The sequence below is a fragment of the Achromobacter sp. FW305-C-28 genome, from assembly GCF_058783235.1.
The window spans coordinates 111,251-131,221 of record NZ_JBYSYL010000008.1 but is presented as its reverse complement, the minus strand read 5'-3'; the positions used below and the strand labels follow the sequence as shown (position 1 = coordinate 131,221).

Here is a 19,971-nt window from a genome sequence, read left to right as displayed (position 1 = left end):
GTTGGTATGGGATGCGGACTGTCTGCTGCTGCATCCGTCTTTTTTAAATATATGATATATGTGCCGGCGGGGTGTGGGAACCTCGTCCTGGATTCTAGTGCCGGACTTGCAAGGCTGAATCGGGGATTTCCCTCAAGCCGCATGAATAAAGCGTTTGCGGGCAATTGGCTCCTAGGGAGAGGCGTAAATTCCGCCCTTCGGACGAGGCTTATAGGACCATTTCCCGACAATGCCTTCAGCAAGAAATTGGCCGTTTTGATCATATATCCTATATGATCAAAAGGCGTTTCACGAAAAGAATCCAGGAGACATACGCATGTTCGAGGAAGTGGATTTCGCCGGAAAAAGAGTGCTGATCACGGCCGGCGCCGATGGGCTGGGCCTGGAAATGGCGCAGGTGTTCCACCGCGCCGGGGCGTCGGTGCTGGTGTGCGACGTCAACCGCGACCGGCTGGCCGCGCTGTCGGGTGAGTTGCCCGGCGTGCAGGCGGTGTACGCCGACGTGTCGGACGAAGACAGCGTCGCCGCGCTGTTTGCCGCCGTGCGCCAGACGCTGGGCGGGCTGGACATCCTGGTCAACAACGCCGGCGTGGCCGGCCCCACGGGCTTTGTCGAAACCCTGTCCAAGGCCGACTGGGATCGCACCCTGGCGGTCAACATCACGGGTCAATTCCTGTGCGCGCGCCAGGCCATCCCGCTGCTCAAGGAATCGCGGGCGGGCGTGATGATCAATCTGTCGTCGGCCGCGGGGCACCTGGGGTTCGCCGGGCGTTCGGTGTATTCGGCGTCCAAGTGGGCGGTCATCGGCTTCACCAAATCGTTGGCCATCGAGCTGGGCGGCCACGGTATCCGCGTCAACGCGATCCTGCCGGGCGCCGTCGAAGGGCCGCGCATCCGCGCCGTCATCGCCGCCAAGGCCAAGACGCTGGACAAGCCGGTGGACGAGATCGCCGCGCTGTACGAAAACCAGGCCGCGCTGGGCCGCATGGTCACGGCGCGCGATATCGCCAACATGGTGCTGTTCAATGCCAGCGAGGCAGCCCGCAGCGTGACGGGCCAGGCCATCGTGGTGGACGGCTTCACGCAGAAGCTCTACTGATGGCGGCCGCCATCGACCCGCGCGACGGGGCAGATCGTTGCGGTACCGACGCTGAGTTTGCCGGCCGCCGCTGCGCGGCCATCATCGGCACCGGGCTGATCGGCCAGGGCTGGGCCATCGTGTTCGCCCGCAAAGGCTGGGACGTGCGCCTGTACGACGTCAACGCGGCCATGCTGGGCGAGGCCAGCGCCCTGATCCGCCGCCAGCTGGACCAGCTGCAGGCGCACGGGCTGCTGCAGGACGCCGCGGCGGCCGCTGCGCGCATCCATGTCGCCGACAGCCTGCAGGATGCGCTCAAGGGCGCGAGCTACATCCAGGAAAACTCGCCCGAGACGCGCGAGATCAAGCGCAGCCTGTTTCCGCTGCTGGATGCGGCGGCCGAACCCGACGCCATCATTGGCAGTTCCACGTCCAGCATCCCGGCCAGCGAATTCACCGAGGACCTGCCCGGGCGCCACCGCTGCCTGGTGTCGCATCCGGTCAACCCGCCCTACCTGATCCCGGTGGTGGAACTGTGCCCGGCGCCCTGGACCAGCCCGGACACGATGGCGCGCGCCCGCGACATCATGCTGGACATCGGCCAGAAGCCCGTGTCGATGACGCGCGAAATCGAAGGCTTCATCCTGAACCGCCTGCAAGGCGCCTTGCTGCACGAGGCCTTCCGGCTGGCGGCGGCCGGCATCGCCAGCGCCGCGGACATCGACGCCACCGTGAAGGACGGCCTGGGCCTGCGCTGGTCGTTCATGGGGCCGTTTGAAACCATCGACTTGAATGCCCCCGGCGGCATCGCCGACTACTGCGGCCGCTATGGCGGCCTGTACCAATCCATCGGCGCCACCCAGGCCGAAAGCGTGGCCTGGGAGGGCGCGCTGGTCGATGCCCTGTCGGCCGAACGGCGGCGCCTGCTACCCGACGAAGACCTGACGGCGCGCCGCTATTGGCGCGACGAGCAACTGATGCGCCTGATGCGCCACAAACAAAGCAACGGAGACGAAATTGGCTAAACCCAAACAGAAAGTCGTGATCACCTGCGCCGTCACGGGCGCGATCCACACGCCTAGTATGTCGCCGCACCTGCCGGTCACCGCCGACGAAATCGCCGAAGCCGCCATCGGCGCGGCGCGCGCGGGCGCGGCGGTGCTGCATTTGCACGCGCGCGACCCCGAAACCGGCAAGCCGTCGCAAGACCCGGAGTTGTTCAAGCCTTTCCTTGAGCGCATCAAGGCCGAAACTGACGCCATCATCAACATCACCACCGGCGGCAGCCCGCACATGACGGTGCAGGAACGCATGCGCCCGGCCACCACGTTCAAGCCCGAGCTGGCGTCGCTGAACATGGGCTCGATGAATTTCGGCCTGTTCCCGATGCTGGGCCGCTTCCAGGACTTCAAGCACGACTGGGAACGCGAGCACCTTGAGAACAGCCGTTCGCTGATCTTTCGCAACACGTATCAGGACATCGAATCGATTCTTGAACTGGGCAACGCCAACGGCACCCGCTTCGAATTCGAGTGCTACGACATCAGCCACCTGTACAACCTGGCGCACTTCGTGGACCGCGGCCTGGTCAAGTCGCCGCCGTTCATCCAGTCGGTGTTCGGCATCCTGGGCGGCATCGGCCCGCACCCCGAAGACCTGATGCACATGAAGCGCACGGCCGACCGCCTGTTCGGCAATGAATACGAATGGTCGATCCTGGGCGCCGGCCGCAACCAGATGCCGCTTGCCACCATCGGCGCGGCCATGGGGTCGAACGTGCGGGTGGGGCTGGAAGATTCGCTGTGGATCGGGCCGGGCCAGCTGGCCGAGTCGAACCGGGTGCAGGTCGAGCGCATCCGCACCATTCTGGAGGCGCTGAATCTTGAAGTGGCCACGCCGGAGGAAACCCGCGCCAAGCTGGGACTGAAGGGCGGTGACAACGTGGCGTTCTGAAGCGATCACGCCCGGCGTGGGAGAGTCTTCACGCCGGGTGTCTGTGCTAATCGCCGCCCCAAGGCATTGCTCCTTGGGGCTCCCCGCGGGGCCATTTCAGGCGTGGCGGCGCAACGCGTCTGCGAGCGTCTTGATGTCCAGCGTGCGATCGAAATTGGCGGCGTGGCGGGCCTTCAGCGTCAGGTCGGCCGCCAGCGTGAGTTCGGCGTCGGTCGGACTGGCGGCGCCCAGCGCGCGCAGCGTGGTCGGCAGGCCCACCTGGTCGTACCACTGGGTCAGCGTGGCCAGCATGCCGTCCTGGCGGTCTTCCAGGTCCAGTTGCACCAGCAGGCCCACGGCCACTTGCAGGCCGTGCAGCGCGGTGGCGACGCCCGTGATCTTGGGCAGGCCGCGCGTAAGCGCGTGGGCGATGGACAGGCCACCGCTTTCGAAACCCAGGCCGCTCATCAGGATCATGGCTTCCACCACGCGTTCGAACGCCGGCGTGGGGGCGCCGCTGCCGGCGACGGCCAGCGCGTCGGCGCCGTCGGCCAGCAGCGTGCGCAGGCAACCGTCGGCGATCAACTGGGCCGACAGCAGCGGGGCGCCGTCATACATGTTCTTGCCGCCGTTGCGGGCGCATTGCTCGGCTTCGAATTTCTTGGATATGGCATCGCCCAGGCCGGCGCGAAAGAAGTGCGCGGGGGCGGTGGCGATGATGGCGGTGTCCACCAGCACGATGGTGGGGTTGAACAGCATGTGCTCGACCGCCAGGAGGTTGTGATGGGCGTCGTACAGCACGTAGTTCTTGCTGGTGGGCGCGTCGTTCGAGGCCACCGTGGGCACGGTGACCAGGTGGCAGTGCGCGGCCTTGGCCACGGCCTTGCCGGCGTCCAGCGACTTGCCGCCGCCCACCGCGATGACCATGTCGATGCCCGCGGCCGTGGCCTGGGCGCGCAGCGCCGCAATGACCTCGGGCGTCAGGTCGCCTTCCACCAGCAGGGGCGTCAGCGCCACGTGGCGCGCCGCGCACAGCGCTTCGATTCTTGGGCCCAGCACGCCATGGACGTAGCGGTCGATGACCAGGGCGGCATGGCGGCCGAACAGGGTGGCGTAGTCGCCCAGGGTGTCCAGTGCGCCCGCTCCCTGGATATAACGGCCGGGAGCGCCAAAAATCTTCAGCATGGGGTCTTCCTATTTGCGGGGCCCGGGCGGGCGGTAGTCGAGTTCTTTTTCGCGTTCGACCAGCCAGTCGATCATGATTTTTCCGCCCCAGACCAGGTCGGCCTGGATGGCCTTGGCGGCGGCGTCGGAATCACGCGCTTCCAGGGCTTGCAGCACGGCCTCGTGGCGATGCTCGTTTTCGGAATAGTCGAGCCCGGCCGTCTTCACATGGAACACCTTGAGGATGGGGCCGGTGATGACCCAGAACGATTCCACGGTGTTGCGCAGGATGGGCTTGTTGCTGGCTTCGAGGATGCCGAAGTGGAACTTGCGGTTCAGGTAGCTGGCGCGCTTGGGATCGGTGGACGTGCAGGAAATGAAGTCCTTCTGCAGGGCGATCAGGTTGTCCAGCTGCTTGCGGGTGATGTTCTTGGCGGCTTCGGCCGCGCCCATGCCTTCCAGGTGGAAGCGGATCTGCTGGATTTCGCGCAGTTTTTCGGAATTGACGTAGGGCACGTACACCGCGGTGGCGGCCTGCATTTCCAGGCCCTGTTCGCTGATGAGGCGGAAGATGGCCTCGCGCACGGGCGTGATCGAGACGCCCATTTCCTGGGCCAGCTCGCCAATGATCAGACGTTCTCCGGGTTCGTACTGCCCATTGATGAGGGCATTGCGGATTTCGTTGTAGACCTTGACGGAGAGGTTCTCTTTCTTTACCGGTTTAAGGCTGGGCATGACGGTTGGGGCTTGCGGGTTCGAGGGAATGGGCCGGGGCCGGAAAACAGCGCCCGGCTGAATTCTAGCCCGGCCTAGCCAATTCGAGCGCGATGGGTATATTATATATCATATATTCTAACGACGTAAGGGAACGTCATGCGCCAGGACCGGGGAGCCCCAACCGAAGGGGAAATCCGCATGCTGCGGGAAAAGGCCCGCTACATACGGCTGGAGACAATCAGGCTGATCGAAATCGCCAAGGTCGGGCACTACAGCTCGGTCTTTTCGTGCGCCGAGATCTTTGCCGCGCTGTACTACGACGTGATGCGGCTGCGCCCGGGCGAGGCGGCCTGGCCGGACCGCGACCGCTTCCTGATGGGCAAGGGCCACGCGGCGGTAGGGTTGTTTCCCGTGCTGGCCGACCATGGCTTCATTGCCCGCGAACTGCTTGACGGCTATACCCGCCTGGGCAGCCCGCTGGGCGACCACCCCGACATGACCAAGGTGCCGGGCGTGGATTTCAGCTCGGGGTCCATCGGCCACGCGCTGTCCAACGGCGCCGGCATGGCGGTGGGCGGGCGCATGAACGGGCGCGATTACAACGTCTTCGTGATGCTGGGTGATGGCGAGATGCAGGAGGGGCAGGTCTGGGAAGCCGCGCTGTTCGCCGCCCACCAGCGGCTGTCGCGCCTGGTCGCCATCGTCGACCGCAACGGCTATCAGCTGGATGGCAAGGTCGACGACGTGATCGGCGTGGAATCGCTGAAAGACAAGTGGCAGGCCTTTGGCTGGGACGTGCACGAGGTGGACGGCCATGACCTGGCGGCCCTGACCACGCTGCTGCGCCGCCTGCGCGCCGACGAGACGCGCGACAGGCCGGCCTGCGTCATCGCCAAGACGATCAAGGGCAAGGGCGTGGGCTACATGGAAACCGAACCCGGCTGGCATCTGGGCTACCTGGCGCCCCAAGACGCGCAGGCCGCCATCGACGAAATCATGACCCGCGAGATCTGAATGGCACAGGCACAGATAACTTCCCCCGATTCCTGGCAGTACCGCGCGCTGAACGCGGTGAACCCCGGCCTGTCGTATCTTTCCGACGCGCTGATCGACCTGGCGCAGGCCGGGCACCCGGTGGTGGCCGGCTCGGCCGACCTGCAGTATTCCAATGGCCTGAACCGCTTTGCGTCGGCCTATCCCGACCGCTACGTGCAGTTCGGCATTTCCGAACAGAACATGGTGTCGGCGGCGGCCGGGCTGGCCACGACCGGGCTGATGCCCTTCGTGGCCACGTTCGCCTCGTTCCTGGGCCTGCTGTGTTGCGAGCAGATCCGCATGGACGTGGCCTATACCCGGCTGCCCGTGCGTCTGATCGGCCACCACACGGGCATCAGCCTGGGGTTCTACGGCACCTCGCACCACGCCACCGAAGACATTTCCACCATGCGCGCCATTGCCGGCCTGACGGTGGTGTCGCCAGCCGACGGCCCGCAACTGGCCGCCGCCATCAAAGCGTCGGTGGGCTGGCCCGAGCCGATCTACTTCCGCATCGGCCGGGGCCGCGACCCGCAGGTGTACGAAGACGGCACGCCGTTCACGTTCGGCCGCGCCATCACCCATAGCACTGGCACCGACCTGAACATCATCGCCTGCGGCATCACGCTGCATGCGGCGCTGGAGGCCGCCGCGCGGCTGCGCGAAGACGGCCTGTCGGTCGGCGTGATCGACATGCCCACCGTGAAGCCGCTGGACCGCGAGGCCGTGCTGGCCGCCGCCGGCCAGGCGCGCGCGCTGCTGACGGTGGAAGAACACAACGTGATGGGCGGGCTGGGGTCGGCGGTGGCCGAAGTGCTGGCGGACGCCGGCACCGGCACGCGGCTGCGACGCCATGGCATCTACGATGAATACAGCCTGATCGCCCCGCCCACCACCCTGTATGCCCATTACCGGCTGGACGGCGCCGGCATCGAGGCCGTGGCGCGTGAATGCATCCAGCGCTAAGGCATGAAGACAAATACCTGGAGACAGCAATGAAGGAAATCAGCGGCAATACGCGCTTGTTCGGCATCCTGGCCGACCCCATCTACCACGTGAAGACGCCGCAGCGCATGAACGAGCACTTCGCGCGCATCGGCTTTGACGGCGTGTGCGTGCCGTTCCATGCGCGGCCCGACAACCTGGCCGAGGTAGTGGCGGGCCTGCGCCGCCTGGAAAACCTGGGCGGCCTGATCGTCACCATGCCGCACAAGGCGGCGATTCTGGCGCTGGCCGACGAGGCCACCCCGGTGGCGCGCAAGATCGGCGCGGCCAACGTGGTGCGGCGCGAGGCCGATGGCCGCCTGGTGGCCCACATGCTGGACGGCGAAGGTTTCGTGCGCGGCCTGCGCACGGCGGGCGTGTCGCCCGAGGGCAAGAGCGCCTACCTGGCCGGCGCCGGCGGCGCGGCCAACGCCATCGGCTTTGCGCTGGTGCAGGCGGGCGTGTCGCGCCTGACCATCGCCAACCGCACGCCGGCCAAGGCCGAAGACCTGAAAGCCCGCATCCTGTCGCTGCATCCGCAGGCCCGCATCGATGTTGGCACGGCCGACCCGTCGGGCCACGACCTGGTGGTCAACGGCACCTCGCTGGGCATGAAGGATGACGATGCGCTGCCGCTGGACGCGCAGCGCCTGACGCCGGACCAGCTGGTGTGCGAGGTCATCATGCAGCCCAAGGACACGCCGCTGCTGCGGGCCGCGCAGGCGCGCGGCTGCAAAGTGCACTACGGCGCGCCGATGCTGGCCGGGCAGATCGAGCTGATGGCGGAAATGATGGGCGTGGCGCCCGCCGCCCAAGCCTGACCCCGCGGAACCTGACGATGGGCGATTACGACTTCATTATCGCGGGCGGCGGCACCGCCGGCTGCATCCTGGCCAACCGGCTGTCGGCCGACGGCCGCCACCGGGTGCTGATGCTGGAAGCGGGCCATGAAGCCCGCAGCATGTGGATCGGCATTCCGGCGGGCTTTTCCAAGCTGCTGGTCAACCCGGACTACAACTGGCGCTTTGCCACCGAACCCGAAGACAACGTCCAGGGCCGCACCATCGCCGTGCCCCGCGGCAAAGGCGTGGGCGGTTCGACGCTGATCAACGGCATGATCTACGTGCGCGGCCAGCCGGCCGACTACGACGGCTGGGAAGCCGCGGGCGCCACCGGCTGGGGCTACGGCCAGGCCGAGCGGGTATTTCGCAAGATTGAACAGTATGAACCCGGCGACGCCACCCGGGGCAAGAACGGGCCGATGCATCTGGAAGAAGTGGCCGAGCGCTTTCCGGTGTCCGACGCGTTCGTGCGCGCGGCCCAGGAAGACGGCCTGCCGCTGAACCCGGACTACAACGGCGGCAAGCAGGACGGCGTGGGCTATTACCAGGTGCTGCAGCACCGCGGCCGCCGCTGGAGCGTGGTGGACGGCTACCTGAAGCCCGCCGCCGGGCGCAAGAACCTGACGGTGGAATGCGGCGCGCACGTGACCCGGCTGCTGTTCGAGGGCCAGCGCTGCGTGGGCGTGGCCTACCGCCAGCATGGCCGCGAATTCACCGTGCGGGCCCGCCGCGAGACGCTGGTGTGCCTGGGGGCGGTGCAGTCGCCGCAACTGCTGGAATTGTCCGGCATCGGCAACCCGGCGCTGTTGCAGTCCTTTGGCATCCCGCTGGTGCATGCGCAACCGCAGGTGGGCGAAAACTACATCGACCACTTCGCCACCCGCATGAACTGGCGGGTCAGGAATACGGTGACGCTGAACGAGATGTCGCGCGGCTGGCGTCTGGCGCAGCAGGTGGCGCGCTACTACACGCAGCGCAAGGGCATCCTGACGCTGGGCACGGGCCTCGTGCACGGCTTCATCAAGAGCACGCCGGACCTGCCCGCGCCCGACGTGCAGTATTTTTTCGTGCATGCCAGCTACGCCAACGCGGCCGAGCGCATCCTGGACCGGCATCCGGGCATGACGCTGGGCGTGGCGCAGTTGCGGCCCGAATCGGTGGGTACCATCCACATCAAGTCGGCCGATCCGCTGGCGGCGCCGGCCATCCGGCCGAATTTCCTGTCGGCCCAGGTTGACCGCGACAGCCTCGTGGGCGGCATGCGAGTGGCGCGACGCATCGTGCAGCGGCCTGCGTTGCAGCACTATGTCGAGGCTGAACTCAGCCCGGGGCCGGCAGTGGAAACCGACGCGCAGTGGCTGGACTTCGCCCGCCGCAACGGCCAGACCATCTATCACCCCATCGGCACCTGCCGCATGGGGTCGGACGCCGCCGCCGTGACCGACGTGCGGTTGCGGGTCAATGGGGTGTCCGGGTTGCGGGTGGTGGATGCCTCGGTCATGCCGAAGATGGTGTCCGGCAATACCCAGGCGGCGGTGATGATGGTGGCCGAGCGCGGCGCCGAGATGATCCTGGAGGACGCCGCGGCCGCCGGTTAGCCGTGGCGGCTTTGGTGCAGCGTCAGCTTGCCGATGCGGTCCCAGTCCCAGGCGATGCCCAGGCCGGGTTCGTCCGACGGAATGGCGCGGCCATTGTCGATGCGCATGCCGCATTCGGTCACCATGTCCAGCTGCGGGATGTATTCCAGCCAGCGGCTGTTGGGCACGGCGCAGCACAGCGCCACGTGGATTTCCATCAGGAAGTGCGGGCACACCGGCACGTTGTAGGCCTCGGCCATATGCGCCACTTTCAGCCAGGGCGTGATGCCGCCGATGCGGCCCACGTCCACCTGCACGATCGAGCAGGCGTCGCTTTGCAGGTAGTCCTTGAACTGCGACAGGCTGTAGAGCGATTCGCCGACGGCGATCGGCAGGGTGGTGGACGCGCTCAGGCGGCGGTGCGCCTGCACGTCGTCGGCGTGGATGGGTTCTTCGAACCAGGCCAGGTCCAGCGATTCGAAGCAGCGGGCGCGGCGGATGGCTTCGGGCAGGGAAAAGCCCTGGTTGGCGTCCGTCATGATGTCCCAGTCCGGGCCGACGGCGGCGCGCACCGCGGCCAGCCGCGCGACGTCTTCGGCCACGTGGGGCTTGCCGACCTTGAGCTTGGCGCCGCCAAAGCCGGCTTCGCGCGCCTTCAGGGCTTCTTCCACCAGCTGCGTCTCGGTCAGGTGCAGCCAGCCGCCTTCGGTGGAATACAGCGGAATTTCCGCCTTGGCGCCGCCCGCCAGCTGGTGCAGCGGCAGCTTGGCGCGGCGGGCACGCAGGTCCCACAAGGCGGTGTCGATGGCGGCCAGCGCGATGGAGGTCAGCGCGCCGACGGTGGTGGCGTGGACCCGGTACATCAGGTCGCGCCAGAGTTGCTCGATGTGGTCGGCGTCGCGCCCCAGCAGCAGCGGCGCCAGGTGATCGTCCAGCAGGCGCACCACCGAGGAGCCGCCGGTGCCGATGGTGTAGCTGTAGCCGGTGCCGGTGACGCCGTCGGCGTCCGTGATGCGCACGATGGGGGTTTCCTGGCGCTCGAAGCTTTGCACGGCGTCGGTGCGCCTGACCTTGGGCTGCAGATCCACCTGCAGGATATCGACGGAAACGATGCGGGCCATTCTGGATTCTCCTGGGCGAGGTGTCAGCTGCCGGCCTTGGCGACTTCCTGCGGCAGGTCGACGCCATGGAATTGCTTGTAGATGGTGTTGAGTTCGCCGTTCTTCAGGTTGGCGCGCACCCAGTCATCCAGCTTGGCCTTGAGCGCCGGCTCGTTCTTGCGCATGCCGATGGCCAGCATGTTCAGGCGCATCACGAACTTCGATTCCATCTGCTTGGCGGGCGCCTTTTCATTGATGGTGCGCAAGAGGGCGGGGGCGGTGGCGAAGATGTCGGCCTGGCCGCTGACCACGGCCGTGATCGAGGTGGCGTCGTCGTCGAAGCGGATGATCTGCGCGTCCTTGGGGGCGATCTTGGTCAGTTCGGTGTCGTTGGTGGTGCCGCGGGTGGCAATGACCTTCTTGCTGGACAGGTCGGCCGCGCTGGTCAGCGTCATGCTCTTGGGGGCGCCCACCACGGCCAGGATGGCGGCGTAGGGCACCGAGAAGTCGATGACCTTCTGGCGCTCGGGCGTGACGGACATGCTGGAGATGACGATGTCGGCCTTGTTCGTCTGCAGGAAAGGCACGCGGTTGGCGCCGGTGGTGGGCACGATTTCCAGTTCCACGCCGAGGCCCTTGGCCAAGAGGCGTGCGGTTTCCACGTCGGATCCGGTGGAGTTCAGCGCGGCGTCTTTCATGCCGTAGGGCGGCACGCCCAGGTCGATGGCCACGCGCAGCTTCTTGGCCTTCATGATGTCGTCGAGCTGGTCGGCGTGGGCGGCGCCGGTGGCGGCCAGCGCGCCGGTCAACGCCAGGCCGAGGAAGGCGGCGCGCAGGCGCGGGAATACGGGCTTGTTCATGCAGGTGTCTCCAGTGTCTTGGTGTTGTGGTTATTGCTGCGAGAGGGCGGCGGCGTTACAGGCCGCTGCCCAGGAACTGCCGCAGTTCCGGCGTGGCGGGGGCCGACAGCATGCTGGACGGCCCCTGTTCCCAGACCTGCCCCTGGTGCATGAAGATGACCTTGTCGGCCACTTCGCGCGCAAACGCCATCTCGTGCGTGACCAGGATCATGGTCATGCCGTCGGCGGCCAGGTTTTCCATCACCTTCAGCACTTCGCCGGTCAGTTCCGGGTCCAGCGCCGAGGTCACTTCGTCGAACAGCATCACCTTGGGCTGCATCGCCAGCGACCGGGCGATGGCGACGCGCTGCTGCTGCCCGCCCGACAACTGCTCGGGATAGGCGTCGGCCTTGTCGGCCAGGCCGACGTGTTCCAGCGCCTGCATCGCCTGTTCGCGCGCCTGGGCGGGCTTCACGCCCTTGACCGAGCGCGGCGCCAGCGTGATGTTCTGCAAGGCCGTCATGTGCGGGAACAGGTTGTAGCTCTGGAACACGATGCCCACGTCCTTGCGTAGCGCCCGCAGATCCAGCTTGTCGCTGTCGTGCAGCGCATGGCCGCAGACGTGGATGGTGCCGCCGTCGGTGGTTTCCAGGCGGTCCATGCAGCGCAGCGCGGTGCTCTTGCCCGAGCCGCTCTTGCCGATGATGGCCGCGACCTCGCCGCGGTTGACGGAAAACGACACGCCGCGCAGCACGTGGGTGCCGCCAAAGCGTTTGTGGACCTGGTCCAGTTCAACGACGGGTTGCATTCAGTCTCCTTTCCAGGGAACGGCTCCAGCGCGACAGCGGGTAGCACATGAGGAAGTACAGGACGGCCGCACAGCCGAAATACACGAAGGGCTGGAAGGTCGAGTTGTTCAGGATCTTGGCGTTGTAGGCCAGCTCGGCGTAGCCGATCACCAGCGAGGCGATCGAGGTGTTCTTGATGATCTGCACCAGAAAGCCGACGGTGGGCGGCGTGGCAATGCGCAGGGCCTGCGGCAGCACCACTTTGGCCATGCGCTGCAGCCGCGACAGGCCCAGGCATTCGGCCGCTTCCCATTGATTCTTCGGCACGGCCTGGATGCAGCCGCGCCAGATTTCGCCCAGGAAGGCGCTGGCGTACACGGACATGGCCAGCGCGGCGGCGGCCAGCGCCGACAGCTCGCCCAGGCCGAACAGGCCGGGCCCGAAAAAGCACAGGCCCATCAGCACCAATAGCGGCGTGCCCTGGATGACCTGGATATAGCCGGCGGCCGCCAGGCGCAGCAGCTTGCGCGGCGCCACCCGGGCCAGCGCCAGCAGCAGGCCGGCCGCGCCGCCGCCTGCGAAAGTCCAGGCCGACAGCTTGATCGTGCCCCAGGCGCCTTGCAGCAGGTACAGGGCGTGTTCGTCGGGAATGAAGAAAGCCATGGCGCGGGTCCTTACAGCGACGTGCCGAGCTTGCGCCGGCGCGGAAACACGATCTGCGCCAGCAGCCAGAAACCCAGGCGCATCAGCCACGACAGCGTCAGGTACACGCCCCACAGCACGATGAAGACTTCGAAGTTGCGGTAGGTGTCGGACTGGATGCGGTTGGCCACGCCCAGCAGTTCCTCGGCGCCCACCGCCGACATGATGCTGGAGGCCAGCATCAGCAGGACGAACTGGCTGGTCAGCGACGGGTACACGCGTTCGACGGCCGGACGCAGCACCACGTGCCAGAACACCTGCGGGCGCGACAGCGCCAGGCATTCGCCGGCTTCGAGCTGGTCCTTGGGAATGGATTCGATGCCGGCCCGCATGATTTCGCAGGTATAGGCGCCGATGTTGATGACCAGCGCCAGCACCGCGCCGGTCATGATGGACATCGTCAGTCCGGCGCTGGACAGGCCGAAGATAAGGAAATAGGCCTGGATCAGGAGCGGCGTGTTGCGGATCAGCTCGACGTAGCCGCCGGCCAGCGCCCGCAGCCAGCCCAGTCGGCTGTTGCGCGCCAGGGCGCACAAGGTGCCCAGCACGAAGCCCAGCACCGTCGCCAGGAAAGACAGCTTGACCGTGACCCAGGCGCCTTGCGCCAGCAAGGGCCATTGTTCGAGCACGGATGCGAAATCAAACGTGTAGTTCACTACATCACTCCTTGGGCCGGCTGGCTGCGCGGGCCGGTCAGGCCGCGCGGGTCAGCGGCAGGCAGGACGGACCGATGGGCTCGAACGCCTTGTAGGTCAGGATGAATTCGCGGTGCCCCAGGTCTTCGGACTTGCTGGGCGCGCCGTTGGCCACTGCCGCGACCTGGGCGTGGATTTCCTCGGCCACTTCCTGCAGCGTGCCGCGGCCTTCCAGGATGCGGCCGGCGTCCACGTCCATGTCTTCGCCCAGCGCTCGGTAGGTGTCGGGGTTGGCGCAGACCTTGATGACGGGCGACACCGCCGACCCGACCACCGAGCCGCGTCCGGTGGTGAACAGGATCACGTGCGATCCACAGGCGATCAGCTCGACGATTTCGGCGTTGTCGCTGATGTTGGGAAAGCCGAAGCGCGGTTCGCCATCGGGCACCACGTCCAGCAGATACAGGCCGCCAAAGGGCGGCACGTCGCCCGGCTTGATGATGCCGTCGATGGGCGAGGCGCCGCTCTTGGCGTAGGCGCCCAGCGATTTTTCTTCGATGGTGGACAGGCCGCCGTCGGCGTTGCCGGGGGCGAAGCTGCCGTGGCCCATGATGCTGTAGTAGCGCGCGGCCTTGTTGACGCACGCCACGATTTCCTCGCCCAGTTCGGGCGTGGCGGCGCGGCGGCGCATGTGGAATTCGCAGCCGACCAGTTCGCCGGTTTCTTCGAAGATACAGGTGGCGTCCTGGGCGATCAGCATGTCGAAGGCGCGGCCCACCGCCGGATTGGCGGTGATGCCGCTGGTGCCGTCCGAGCCGCCGCAGATGGTGCCCACCACCAGTTCGTTCCAGCCCATCGGCACGCGCGTCTGCTGAGCCAGCTGTTGCGCGGTGGCGCGGACCCAGTCGCGGCCCGCCGCCACGGTGCTGCGGGTGCCGCCGCGCTGCTGGATGGTCAGCGTGTGCACCGGCCGGCCGGAATCGGCAATGGCGGCTTCCAGCTTGCGCTTGTTCATGCTTTCGCAGCCCAGCGACACGAGCAGCGCCGCGCCCACGTTGGGGTGCGTGGCGATGGCCGTCATCATCTGCTCGGCATAGGCATTGGGATAGCAGCCGGGAAAGCCCACCAGGTGCACCTGCACGTCGCCGGTCAGGTCGCGGAAATCCAGCGCGATCTCGCGGGCCACGTGGTGGGCGCATTCCACCAGGTAGGCCACGACGACCACGTTGCGTATGCCTTTGCGGCCGTCGGCGCGCGGGTAGCCCTGCAAGGGCGGGGTCAGATCCGTCATGGGAAAACCTCAGTGCCGGTCGGTGAAGGCGTGGCCTTCTTCCAACGTGTAGGTGGGGGTGTAGTCGCTGTTCAGATTGTGGGTATGGATATGTTCACCGGCGGCGACGGCGGTGGTCAGGCTGCCGATGACGGCGCCGTACTTCAGGATCTTTTCGCCGGCCGGCATGGCGTGGCGCGCCAGCTTGTGGCCCAGGCCCAGCGGCGCAGGGATGACGGCGGTGCCGGCTTCCAGTTGCACATGGGCGCCGGCAGGCAGGGCGCTGCGCACGATCAGGCAGTTGTCTTCGGGGGAAATCAGCAATAGCTGAGGATCCAGGGTGGCTTGTCTCGTCATGATTTTTTAGGAATGATTGTTTTGCATATAAAAGCAATTTTCATATCCTTGGTCAACATTGGTTTTCCCGAATCTTGGATTATTTGAAGGAAATTCGGGTAATTACCGATGGGTTCAGGCTTGCGCAGGCTTGCTGCATGCTAAATTTCCCGTGTATTGTGTTTTACAAATGAAATTTAGTTTTCATTAGATAAATCCGGCGATGGCCCGTTAGGCGACGCCGGGCCGCCTTACCCACCCAAGAGAAGAGACATGACCCTACGTTTGCAAGACAAGCGCGCGCTGGTCACCGCTGCCGGCAACGGCATCGGCCGCGCCAGCGCCCTGGCCCTGGCCCGCGAAGGCGCCCAGGTCTGGGCCACCGACATCAGCGAAGCGGCGCTGGCCGACCTGGCGCGCGAGGCCCGCGAGGGCGGCCTGACCGGCCTGCGCACCCGCGTGCTGAACGTGCGCGACAGCGCGGCGGTGGCCGACTGCGCCCGCGAGACCGGCGCGGTGGACGTGCTGTTCAACTGCGCGGGCTTCGTGCACGCCGGCAGCATCCTGGAATGCGAGGAAGCCGACTGGGACTTCAGCATGGACCTGAACGCCAAGGCCATGTACCGCACCATTCGCGCCTACCTGCCGCTGATGCTCGAGCGCGGTGGCTCGATCATCAACATGGCCTCGGCCGCATCCAGCGTCAAGGGCGTGCCCAACCGCTTCGTCTACGGCGCGTCCAAGGCCGCCGTGATCGGCCTGACCAAGGCGGTGGCCGCCGACTTCGTGGCGCGCGGCATCCGCTGCAACGCCATCTGCCCCGGCACCATCGAATCGCCGTCGCTGCGCGACCGCATCGCGGCGCAGGCCCGCCTGCAAGGCAACGACGAGGCCGCGGTGCGCGCCGCCTTCGTGGCACGCCAGCCCATCGGCCGCGTCGGCCGCGTGGAAGAAGTGGCTGCGCTGGTGGTTTACCTGGGCAGCGACGAATCCGGCTTTACCACCGGTACCATTCAGGTTATCGACGGCGGCTGGTCCAACTGACCCGCCGGCAGCTTTCATTCCATTCCAAGGATTACGCATGAAACTCGTACGCTACGGCCAACCCGGCCAGGAAAAACCCGGCCTGATCGATGCCCAGGGCGCCTTGCGCGACCTGTCCGGCGTGGTCGGCGACATCGATGCGGGCGCCATCGCCCCGGCCTCGCTGGCCAAGCTGGCCAAGCTTGACGCGGCCTCGCTGCCGCGCGTGGACGGCGCGGTGCGCTACGGCTGCCCCGTGAACGGGGTGGGCAAGATCGTCTGCGTGGGCCTGAACTACGCCGACCACGCGGCCGAATCCGGCCTGCCGGTGCCCGCCGAACCGGTGCTGTTCCTCAAACCCAGCTCGTCCATCACCGGGCCCAACGATCCGGTGATCATCCCGCGCAACTCGGTCAAGACCGACTGGGAAGTCGAGCTGGGCATCGTCATCGGCAAAAAGGCGTCCTACGTCGAAGAGAGCGACGCCCTGGACTACGTGGCCGGCTACGCCGTGGTCAACGACGTGTCCGAGCGTGAATACCAGATCGAACGCGGCGGCCAGTGGGACAAGGGCAAGGGCTGCGACACCTTCGCCCCGATCGGCCCCTGGCTGGTCACCCGCGACGAAATCGCCGACCCGCAGAACCTGGACATGTGGCTGGAGGTCAACGGCCACCGCTACCAGAACGGCAGCACCCGCACGATGGTGTTCGGCGTGGCCACGCTGGTCAGCTACATCAGCCAGTTCATGACGCTGCTGCCCGGCGATGTCATCAGCACCGGCACGCCGCCGGGCGTGGGCCTGGGCCAGAAGCCGCCGGTCTACCTGAAGGCAGGCGACGTGATGCGCCTGTCCATCGCGGGCCTGGGCGAGCAGCGCCAGGTTCTGCAGGCCTGGTCCCGGGTCGAATAAAATCCGGTTCCAACCCTGAGCCCGCCATGACCGCAACCAAGAAATCCGCTTCCGCCCGCGCGACCCCCAAGGCCGATTTGCCGGCCGACGTCTCGGCAGACCTGTCGGCCGACCCGTCCGCCGACGCGCCGGGCGCGCAACGCTACGCGGCGCCCGCCCTGGAAAAGGGGCTGGATATCCTGGAAGCGCTGGCGGCCAGCCCGGCCGGCTACACGCTGGCCGAGCTGGCCCAGAAGATCGGCCGCAGCGTCAGCGAGATCTTCCGCATGGCGGTGACGCTGCAGCGGCGCGGTTTCGTGCAGGTCGACGAAAACGACCGCTATTCGCTCACGCTCAAGATGTTCGAGCTGGCGCACCGCCAGCAGCCGCTCAAGTCGCTGGTCAGCGTGGCCCTGCCGCTTTTGCGCGAGCTGGCCAATCGCGCCCGCCAGTCGTGCCACCTGGCCGTCTACCAGGGCGGCAGGGTGGTGGTCATTGCCCAGGTCGACAGCCCCGAGCGCTGGTCGTTCGGCCTGAAGGTGGGCGTGATGATGGGCCTGACGGACACCTCGTCCGGCCACGTCCTGCTGGCGTTTCGCGACGAAGTCGAGCGCACCCGCATGCTGGCCGCGCACATCAAGGTCGAAGGCGAACTGGAGTCCGATCCGGGCGAACTGTTTTCCATCCTGGCCGACGTGCGCAAGGACGGCTGCGCCTGCATGGCCAGCCGCCAGATCCGCGGCATCACCAACGTGGCGTTTCCGGTGATGGGCGTGGGCAACCACGTCATCGCCGCGATCAACGTGCCGCACATCGAACGCATCGACCAGAAGGAATCGCCCAGCATCGCCCAGGTGCAGGACATTGTGGGCAACGTGGCCAAGCGGCTGTCGACGCTGATGGGGTACAGCGGGTATCTGCCGGAACAGGCGTAGGCCCCGGGCGGCCCGGCTACACCGCGTACACCACGCGGTGCGCCTCGGTCGGCAGCGGCAGGTCCCAGCGGTGCAGCATGGCCGTCAAGGTCTTGTTGGGCAGGGACGTGTCGCGCTTCGTATTGCGCCGCAGGAGTTCCGCGCGGGGTTGCTCCAGATACACCAGGTCCACCTCGGCGTGGTAGCTGTACAGCAGATCCAGCGTCTTCTTGCGCATCAGTTCGCTGAGGTTGGTGGCGTTCCACACGAACGGCTGGCGGCGGCGCAGCAGGTCTTTGGCGCGATCCACCGCCAGGTGCGCGACCTTGCCTTCGTTCTTGCCATGGGCCAGGCCCAGGGCTTCGCGGGCGTCGTCGAACGACACCACCGGCAGGTCGGGATGATGCCTGGCCACCCAGCTGTTCTTGCCGCTGGCCGGCAGGCCCGACATCACGATGACCCGTGAACCCGGCTCCTGGAACAAGGCATAGTCCGGGTGCACCTGCGCACCGCGAAAATAGCTGACGGCGGTGTGCGCGTCGGCAAAGCGGCGGGGTTGGCCGAAACAGGCTTCGTCGCGGGCCACCTCGCAGAACAATGCAATGTTGTCCAGCACCTTGCCCTGGTCGGCGCAGACTCGGCCGCGCATGTCGGCTTCGGCCAGCATCGCCAGCAAGCGAATGTCCAGTTGCCACGACAGTTCGCGCACGATGAATTCCGCCGACTTGCCGCGGCGCGATCCGGCCAATGCGTAGAACGGCACCTGGTGCACGCTGATCAGCCGGCAGATCGCTTCGCGCACGGCGAACGGCACGCCCGCGTCCCACAAGGCGATGCGGGCGTCGATGGCGCCCTTGCGCGAATGGCCCGGCTGGCCGATGGCGCCCGTGACCGGGTCTATCACGGTGGTGCTGTGCTTGGCCATGTCGTGCAGCAGCGCGGCCAGGAAGACGATTTCCTGGTCGCCGCGGCTGGCCTCGCGATACTGCGGCAGCGCCAGCAAGGCCTCGACCACCATCTGCGTATGGGTCCATACATCACCTTCGCCGTGGTAACGCGGGTCTTGCGGCGTGGTCTTGGCCAGTTCCAGCGCCGGAAACGCCGCCAGGCAGGCCGCGAAGTCCGGCTGTTGGCCGGGGGCGGGCGCCAGGGCCCGCAGGTGTTCGTAGTTCATGATGCCTCCGACGAGGGTTGGGCGGCCGTGCGCAGGGTGTCCCAGTCGACGGCCGGCTGGCTGGCGTACAGGTCCACGCCCGGTGCGAGCAGGTTGGGCACGTAGGGCTGTTCGGAATGGTGCTTGTCGGATTCCAGGATGGCCTGTACGAAATCCGCGCGCACCCACTTGTAGCGGGCGACGGTTCGGTCGCCGGTCTCCACCTTGATGTACAAGCCTTCGGACAGATCCGACTTGTCGCATTGCTTCCAGGCCATCGGCAGGTCAAGGCCTTCGCGCCGCAGCGTTTCTTCGAAGGCGTCGCGCCACTGCGCGGTCTTGGCCCGCGACGGCCGCAGCAGCGCCTTCAGGTCGGCCAGCCGCTGCGGTGCGACGCCTTCGAACAGCACCGGCACCGACAGCACCGGGCCGCCGGCCAGCAGGTCGCGGCGGGCCCGCGTCGACAGGAATTCACCGGTCTGGCGGTCCAGCACGTCGAATTCGAAGAAGTGATGCGGCAAGGCGTCGTAGAACACCGAGTGTTTCTTGGACATCGTTTCGCCGTACATCACGTAACGGTCTTCCAGGCGGTGCAGCAGCCAGTCGGCATGGGCCTGCGCCCACGCCTTGATGAAATTGAACTGGCGTTCGCGGCCACCGCCCACCAGGTAGTGGCCGCGCGACTGCAGCAGCAGTTCACCGGCCGGGCTGAAGCTGATGCCGGTGTTGGCACCGTCCAGCTTTTCTTCCACCACCAGGAACTGGCCTTGCAGGTGGCGGTAGGGCACGTGGTCGTGGCCCTCGTCGCCGTCCTGCAGGCGCGAGCCTTCCAGGTGCGGAGTGCGGGGGTAGCGATAGAGGTCGAAGGATTGCGCGTGCGCGCGGGGATCGGGCGTCATGGAACTTCTCCAGGCAAATTGGAAAAGCCGACGACGCGGTCTTACGGAGGAGGGGAAGCGAGTGTGTGTTGCGCTTTCCGGAACCGCGCCT

At 66.6% G+C, this 19,971-nt stretch carries 21 protein-coding genes; 10 read left to right on the top strand and 11 right to left on the bottom strand.

What is annotated here, in order from left to right; translation table 11 throughout:
- The first annotated feature begins 316 nt into the window (after window positions 1-316).
- Genes AC3WMR_RS19925 through kce form a run of 3 tightly spaced genes read left to right on the top strand, consistent with a single transcriptional unit; the run spans window position 317 to window position 3,031 of the window.
- Window positions 317-1,099 carry an SDR family oxidoreductase gene (locus AC3WMR_RS19925; protein WP_492264653.1) on the top strand — a complete coding sequence of 261 codons (783 nt, stop codon included), beginning with the start codon at window positions 317-319 and terminating at the stop codon, window positions 1,097-1,099.
- Entirely contained in the window at window positions 1,099-2,103 is a 1,005-nt protein-coding gene (locus AC3WMR_RS19920) for a 3-hydroxyacyl-CoA dehydrogenase (RefSeq protein WP_492264654.1), read from the top strand. Before AC3WMR_RS19925 ends, AC3WMR_RS19920 begins: the two co-directional genes overlap by 1 nt.
- Window positions 2,096-3,031 carry a 3,5-dioxohexanoate:acetyl-CoA acetone transferase gene (kce, locus tag AC3WMR_RS19915; RefSeq protein WP_175193102.1) on the top strand — a complete coding sequence of 312 codons (936 nt, stop codon included), beginning with the start codon at window positions 2,096-2,098 and terminating at the stop codon, window positions 3,029-3,031. Before AC3WMR_RS19920 ends, kce begins: the two co-directional genes overlap by 8 nt.
- Before the next feature lie 96 nt (window positions 3,032-3,127).
- Here kce and AC3WMR_RS19910 read toward each other — a convergent pair whose 3' ends face one another.
- Complete coding sequence (locus AC3WMR_RS19910; protein WP_492264655.1) at window positions 3,128-4,195, bottom strand: glycerol dehydrogenase; 1,068 nt, start codon at window positions 4,193-4,195, stop codon at window positions 3,128-3,130.
- A gap of 9 nt (window positions 4,196-4,204) precedes the next feature.
- Window positions 4,205-4,909 carry a GntR family transcriptional regulator gene (locus tag AC3WMR_RS19905; protein ID WP_492264656.1) on the bottom strand — a complete coding sequence of 235 codons (705 nt, stop codon included), beginning with the start codon at window positions 4,907-4,909 and terminating at the stop codon, window positions 4,205-4,207.
- 180 nt (window positions 4,910-5,089) lie between these two features.
- Here AC3WMR_RS19905 and AC3WMR_RS19900 point away from each other — a divergent pair, with 180 nt between their 5' ends.
- Genes AC3WMR_RS19900 through AC3WMR_RS19885 form a run of 4 tightly spaced genes read left to right on the top strand, consistent with a single transcriptional unit; the run spans window position 5,090 to window position 9,350 of the window.
- The gene (locus AC3WMR_RS19900) at window positions 5,090-5,905 is read left to right on the top strand and encodes a transketolase (protein ID WP_492264657.1); all 816 of its coding nucleotides are present in this window, start codon (window positions 5,090-5,092) and stop codon (window positions 5,903-5,905) included.
- Window positions 5,906-6,892, top strand: a complete 987-nt coding sequence (locus AC3WMR_RS19895; RefSeq protein WP_492264658.1) for a transketolase family protein — start codon at window positions 5,906-5,908, stop codon at window positions 6,890-6,892.
- Between the two features lie 29 nt (window positions 6,893-6,921).
- Window positions 6,922-7,731: a shikimate dehydrogenase family protein gene (locus AC3WMR_RS19890; RefSeq protein ID WP_492264659.1), complete on the top strand. Its 810-nt coding sequence runs from the start codon at window positions 6,922-6,924 to the stop codon at window positions 7,729-7,731.
- A 17-nt stretch (window positions 7,732-7,748) separates the two neighbouring features.
- Window positions 7,749-9,350 (top strand): GMC family oxidoreductase, encoded by a 1,602-nt coding sequence (locus AC3WMR_RS19885; protein ID WP_492264660.1) that lies wholly within the window; start codon window positions 7,749-7,751, stop codon window positions 9,348-9,350.
- On the opposite strand, the gene AC3WMR_RS19880 is transcribed toward AC3WMR_RS19885, so the two are convergent.
- Genes AC3WMR_RS19880 through AC3WMR_RS19850 form a run of 7 tightly spaced genes read right to left on the bottom strand, consistent with a single transcriptional unit; the run spans window position 9,347 to window position 15,020 of the window.
- Window positions 9,347-10,450, bottom strand: a complete 1,104-nt coding sequence (locus AC3WMR_RS19880; protein WP_492264661.1) for a mandelate racemase/muconate lactonizing enzyme family protein — start codon at window positions 10,448-10,450, stop codon at window positions 9,347-9,349. The two genes, AC3WMR_RS19885 and AC3WMR_RS19880, sit on opposite strands and share 4 nt — an antisense overlap.
- 23 nt (window positions 10,451-10,473) lie before the next feature.
- Window positions 10,474-11,289: a transporter substrate-binding domain-containing protein gene (locus tag AC3WMR_RS19875; protein ID WP_492264662.1), complete on the bottom strand. Its 816-nt coding sequence runs from the start codon at window positions 11,287-11,289 to the stop codon at window positions 10,474-10,476.
- A 55-nt stretch (window positions 11,290-11,344) separates the two neighbouring features.
- On the bottom strand, window positions 11,345-12,076 hold the full coding sequence (locus AC3WMR_RS19870; RefSeq protein WP_025140562.1) for an amino acid ABC transporter ATP-binding protein: 732 nt from the start codon (window positions 12,074-12,076) through the stop codon (window positions 11,345-11,347).
- On the bottom strand, window positions 12,060-12,719 hold the full coding sequence (locus AC3WMR_RS19865; RefSeq protein ID WP_492264663.1) for an amino acid ABC transporter permease: 660 nt from the start codon (window positions 12,717-12,719) through the stop codon (window positions 12,060-12,062). The genes AC3WMR_RS19870 and AC3WMR_RS19865 overlap by 17 nt, the downstream gene beginning before the upstream one ends.
- Before the next feature lie 11 nt (window positions 12,720-12,730).
- The gene (locus AC3WMR_RS19860) at window positions 12,731-13,414 is read right to left on the bottom strand and encodes an amino acid ABC transporter permease (protein ID WP_492264664.1); all 684 of its coding nucleotides are present in this window, start codon (window positions 13,412-13,414) and stop codon (window positions 12,731-12,733) included.
- A 37-nt stretch (window positions 13,415-13,451) separates the two neighbouring features.
- Window positions 13,452-14,684, bottom strand: a complete 1,233-nt coding sequence (locus AC3WMR_RS19855; RefSeq protein WP_175217788.1) for a UxaA family hydrolase — start codon at window positions 14,682-14,684, stop codon at window positions 13,452-13,454.
- Between the two features lie 9 nt (window positions 14,685-14,693).
- Window positions 14,694-15,020, bottom strand: coding sequence for a UxaA family hydrolase (locus AC3WMR_RS19850; protein ID WP_492264665.1), 327 nt, complete (start codon window positions 15,018-15,020; stop codon window positions 14,694-14,696).
- A gap of 252 nt (window positions 15,021-15,272) precedes the next feature.
- Between AC3WMR_RS19850 and AC3WMR_RS19845 the strand changes: the two genes are divergently transcribed.
- Genes AC3WMR_RS19845 through AC3WMR_RS19835 form a run of 3 tightly spaced genes read left to right on the top strand, consistent with a single transcriptional unit; the run spans window position 15,273 to window position 17,849 of the window.
- Entirely contained in the window at window positions 15,273-16,043 is a 771-nt protein-coding gene (locus AC3WMR_RS19845; RefSeq protein ID WP_492264666.1) for an SDR family oxidoreductase, read from the top strand.
- A 37-nt stretch (window positions 16,044-16,080) separates the two neighbouring features.
- The gene (locus tag AC3WMR_RS19840) at window positions 16,081-16,935 is read left to right on the top strand and encodes a fumarylacetoacetate hydrolase family protein (protein ID WP_492264667.1); all 855 of its coding nucleotides are present in this window, start codon (window positions 16,081-16,083) and stop codon (window positions 16,933-16,935) included.
- A 26-nt stretch (window positions 16,936-16,961) separates the two neighbouring features.
- A complete protein-coding gene (locus AC3WMR_RS19835; RefSeq protein ID WP_492264668.1) occupies window positions 16,962-17,849 on the top strand; it encodes an IclR family transcriptional regulator in 888 nt (295 codons plus the stop codon).
- Between the two features lie 16 nt (window positions 17,850-17,865).
- Here the strand turns inward: AC3WMR_RS19835 and AC3WMR_RS19830 are convergent, their stop codons facing one another.
- Entirely contained in the window at window positions 17,866-19,002 is a 1,137-nt protein-coding gene (locus AC3WMR_RS19830) for an AAA family ATPase (protein WP_492264669.1), read from the bottom strand.
- Window positions 18,999-19,880, bottom strand: a complete 882-nt coding sequence (locus AC3WMR_RS19825) for an RNA ligase family protein (RefSeq protein WP_492264670.1) — start codon at window positions 19,878-19,880, stop codon at window positions 18,999-19,001. The genes AC3WMR_RS19830 and AC3WMR_RS19825 overlap by 4 nt, the downstream gene beginning before the upstream one ends.
- Window positions 19,881-19,971 lie beyond the last annotated feature (91 nt).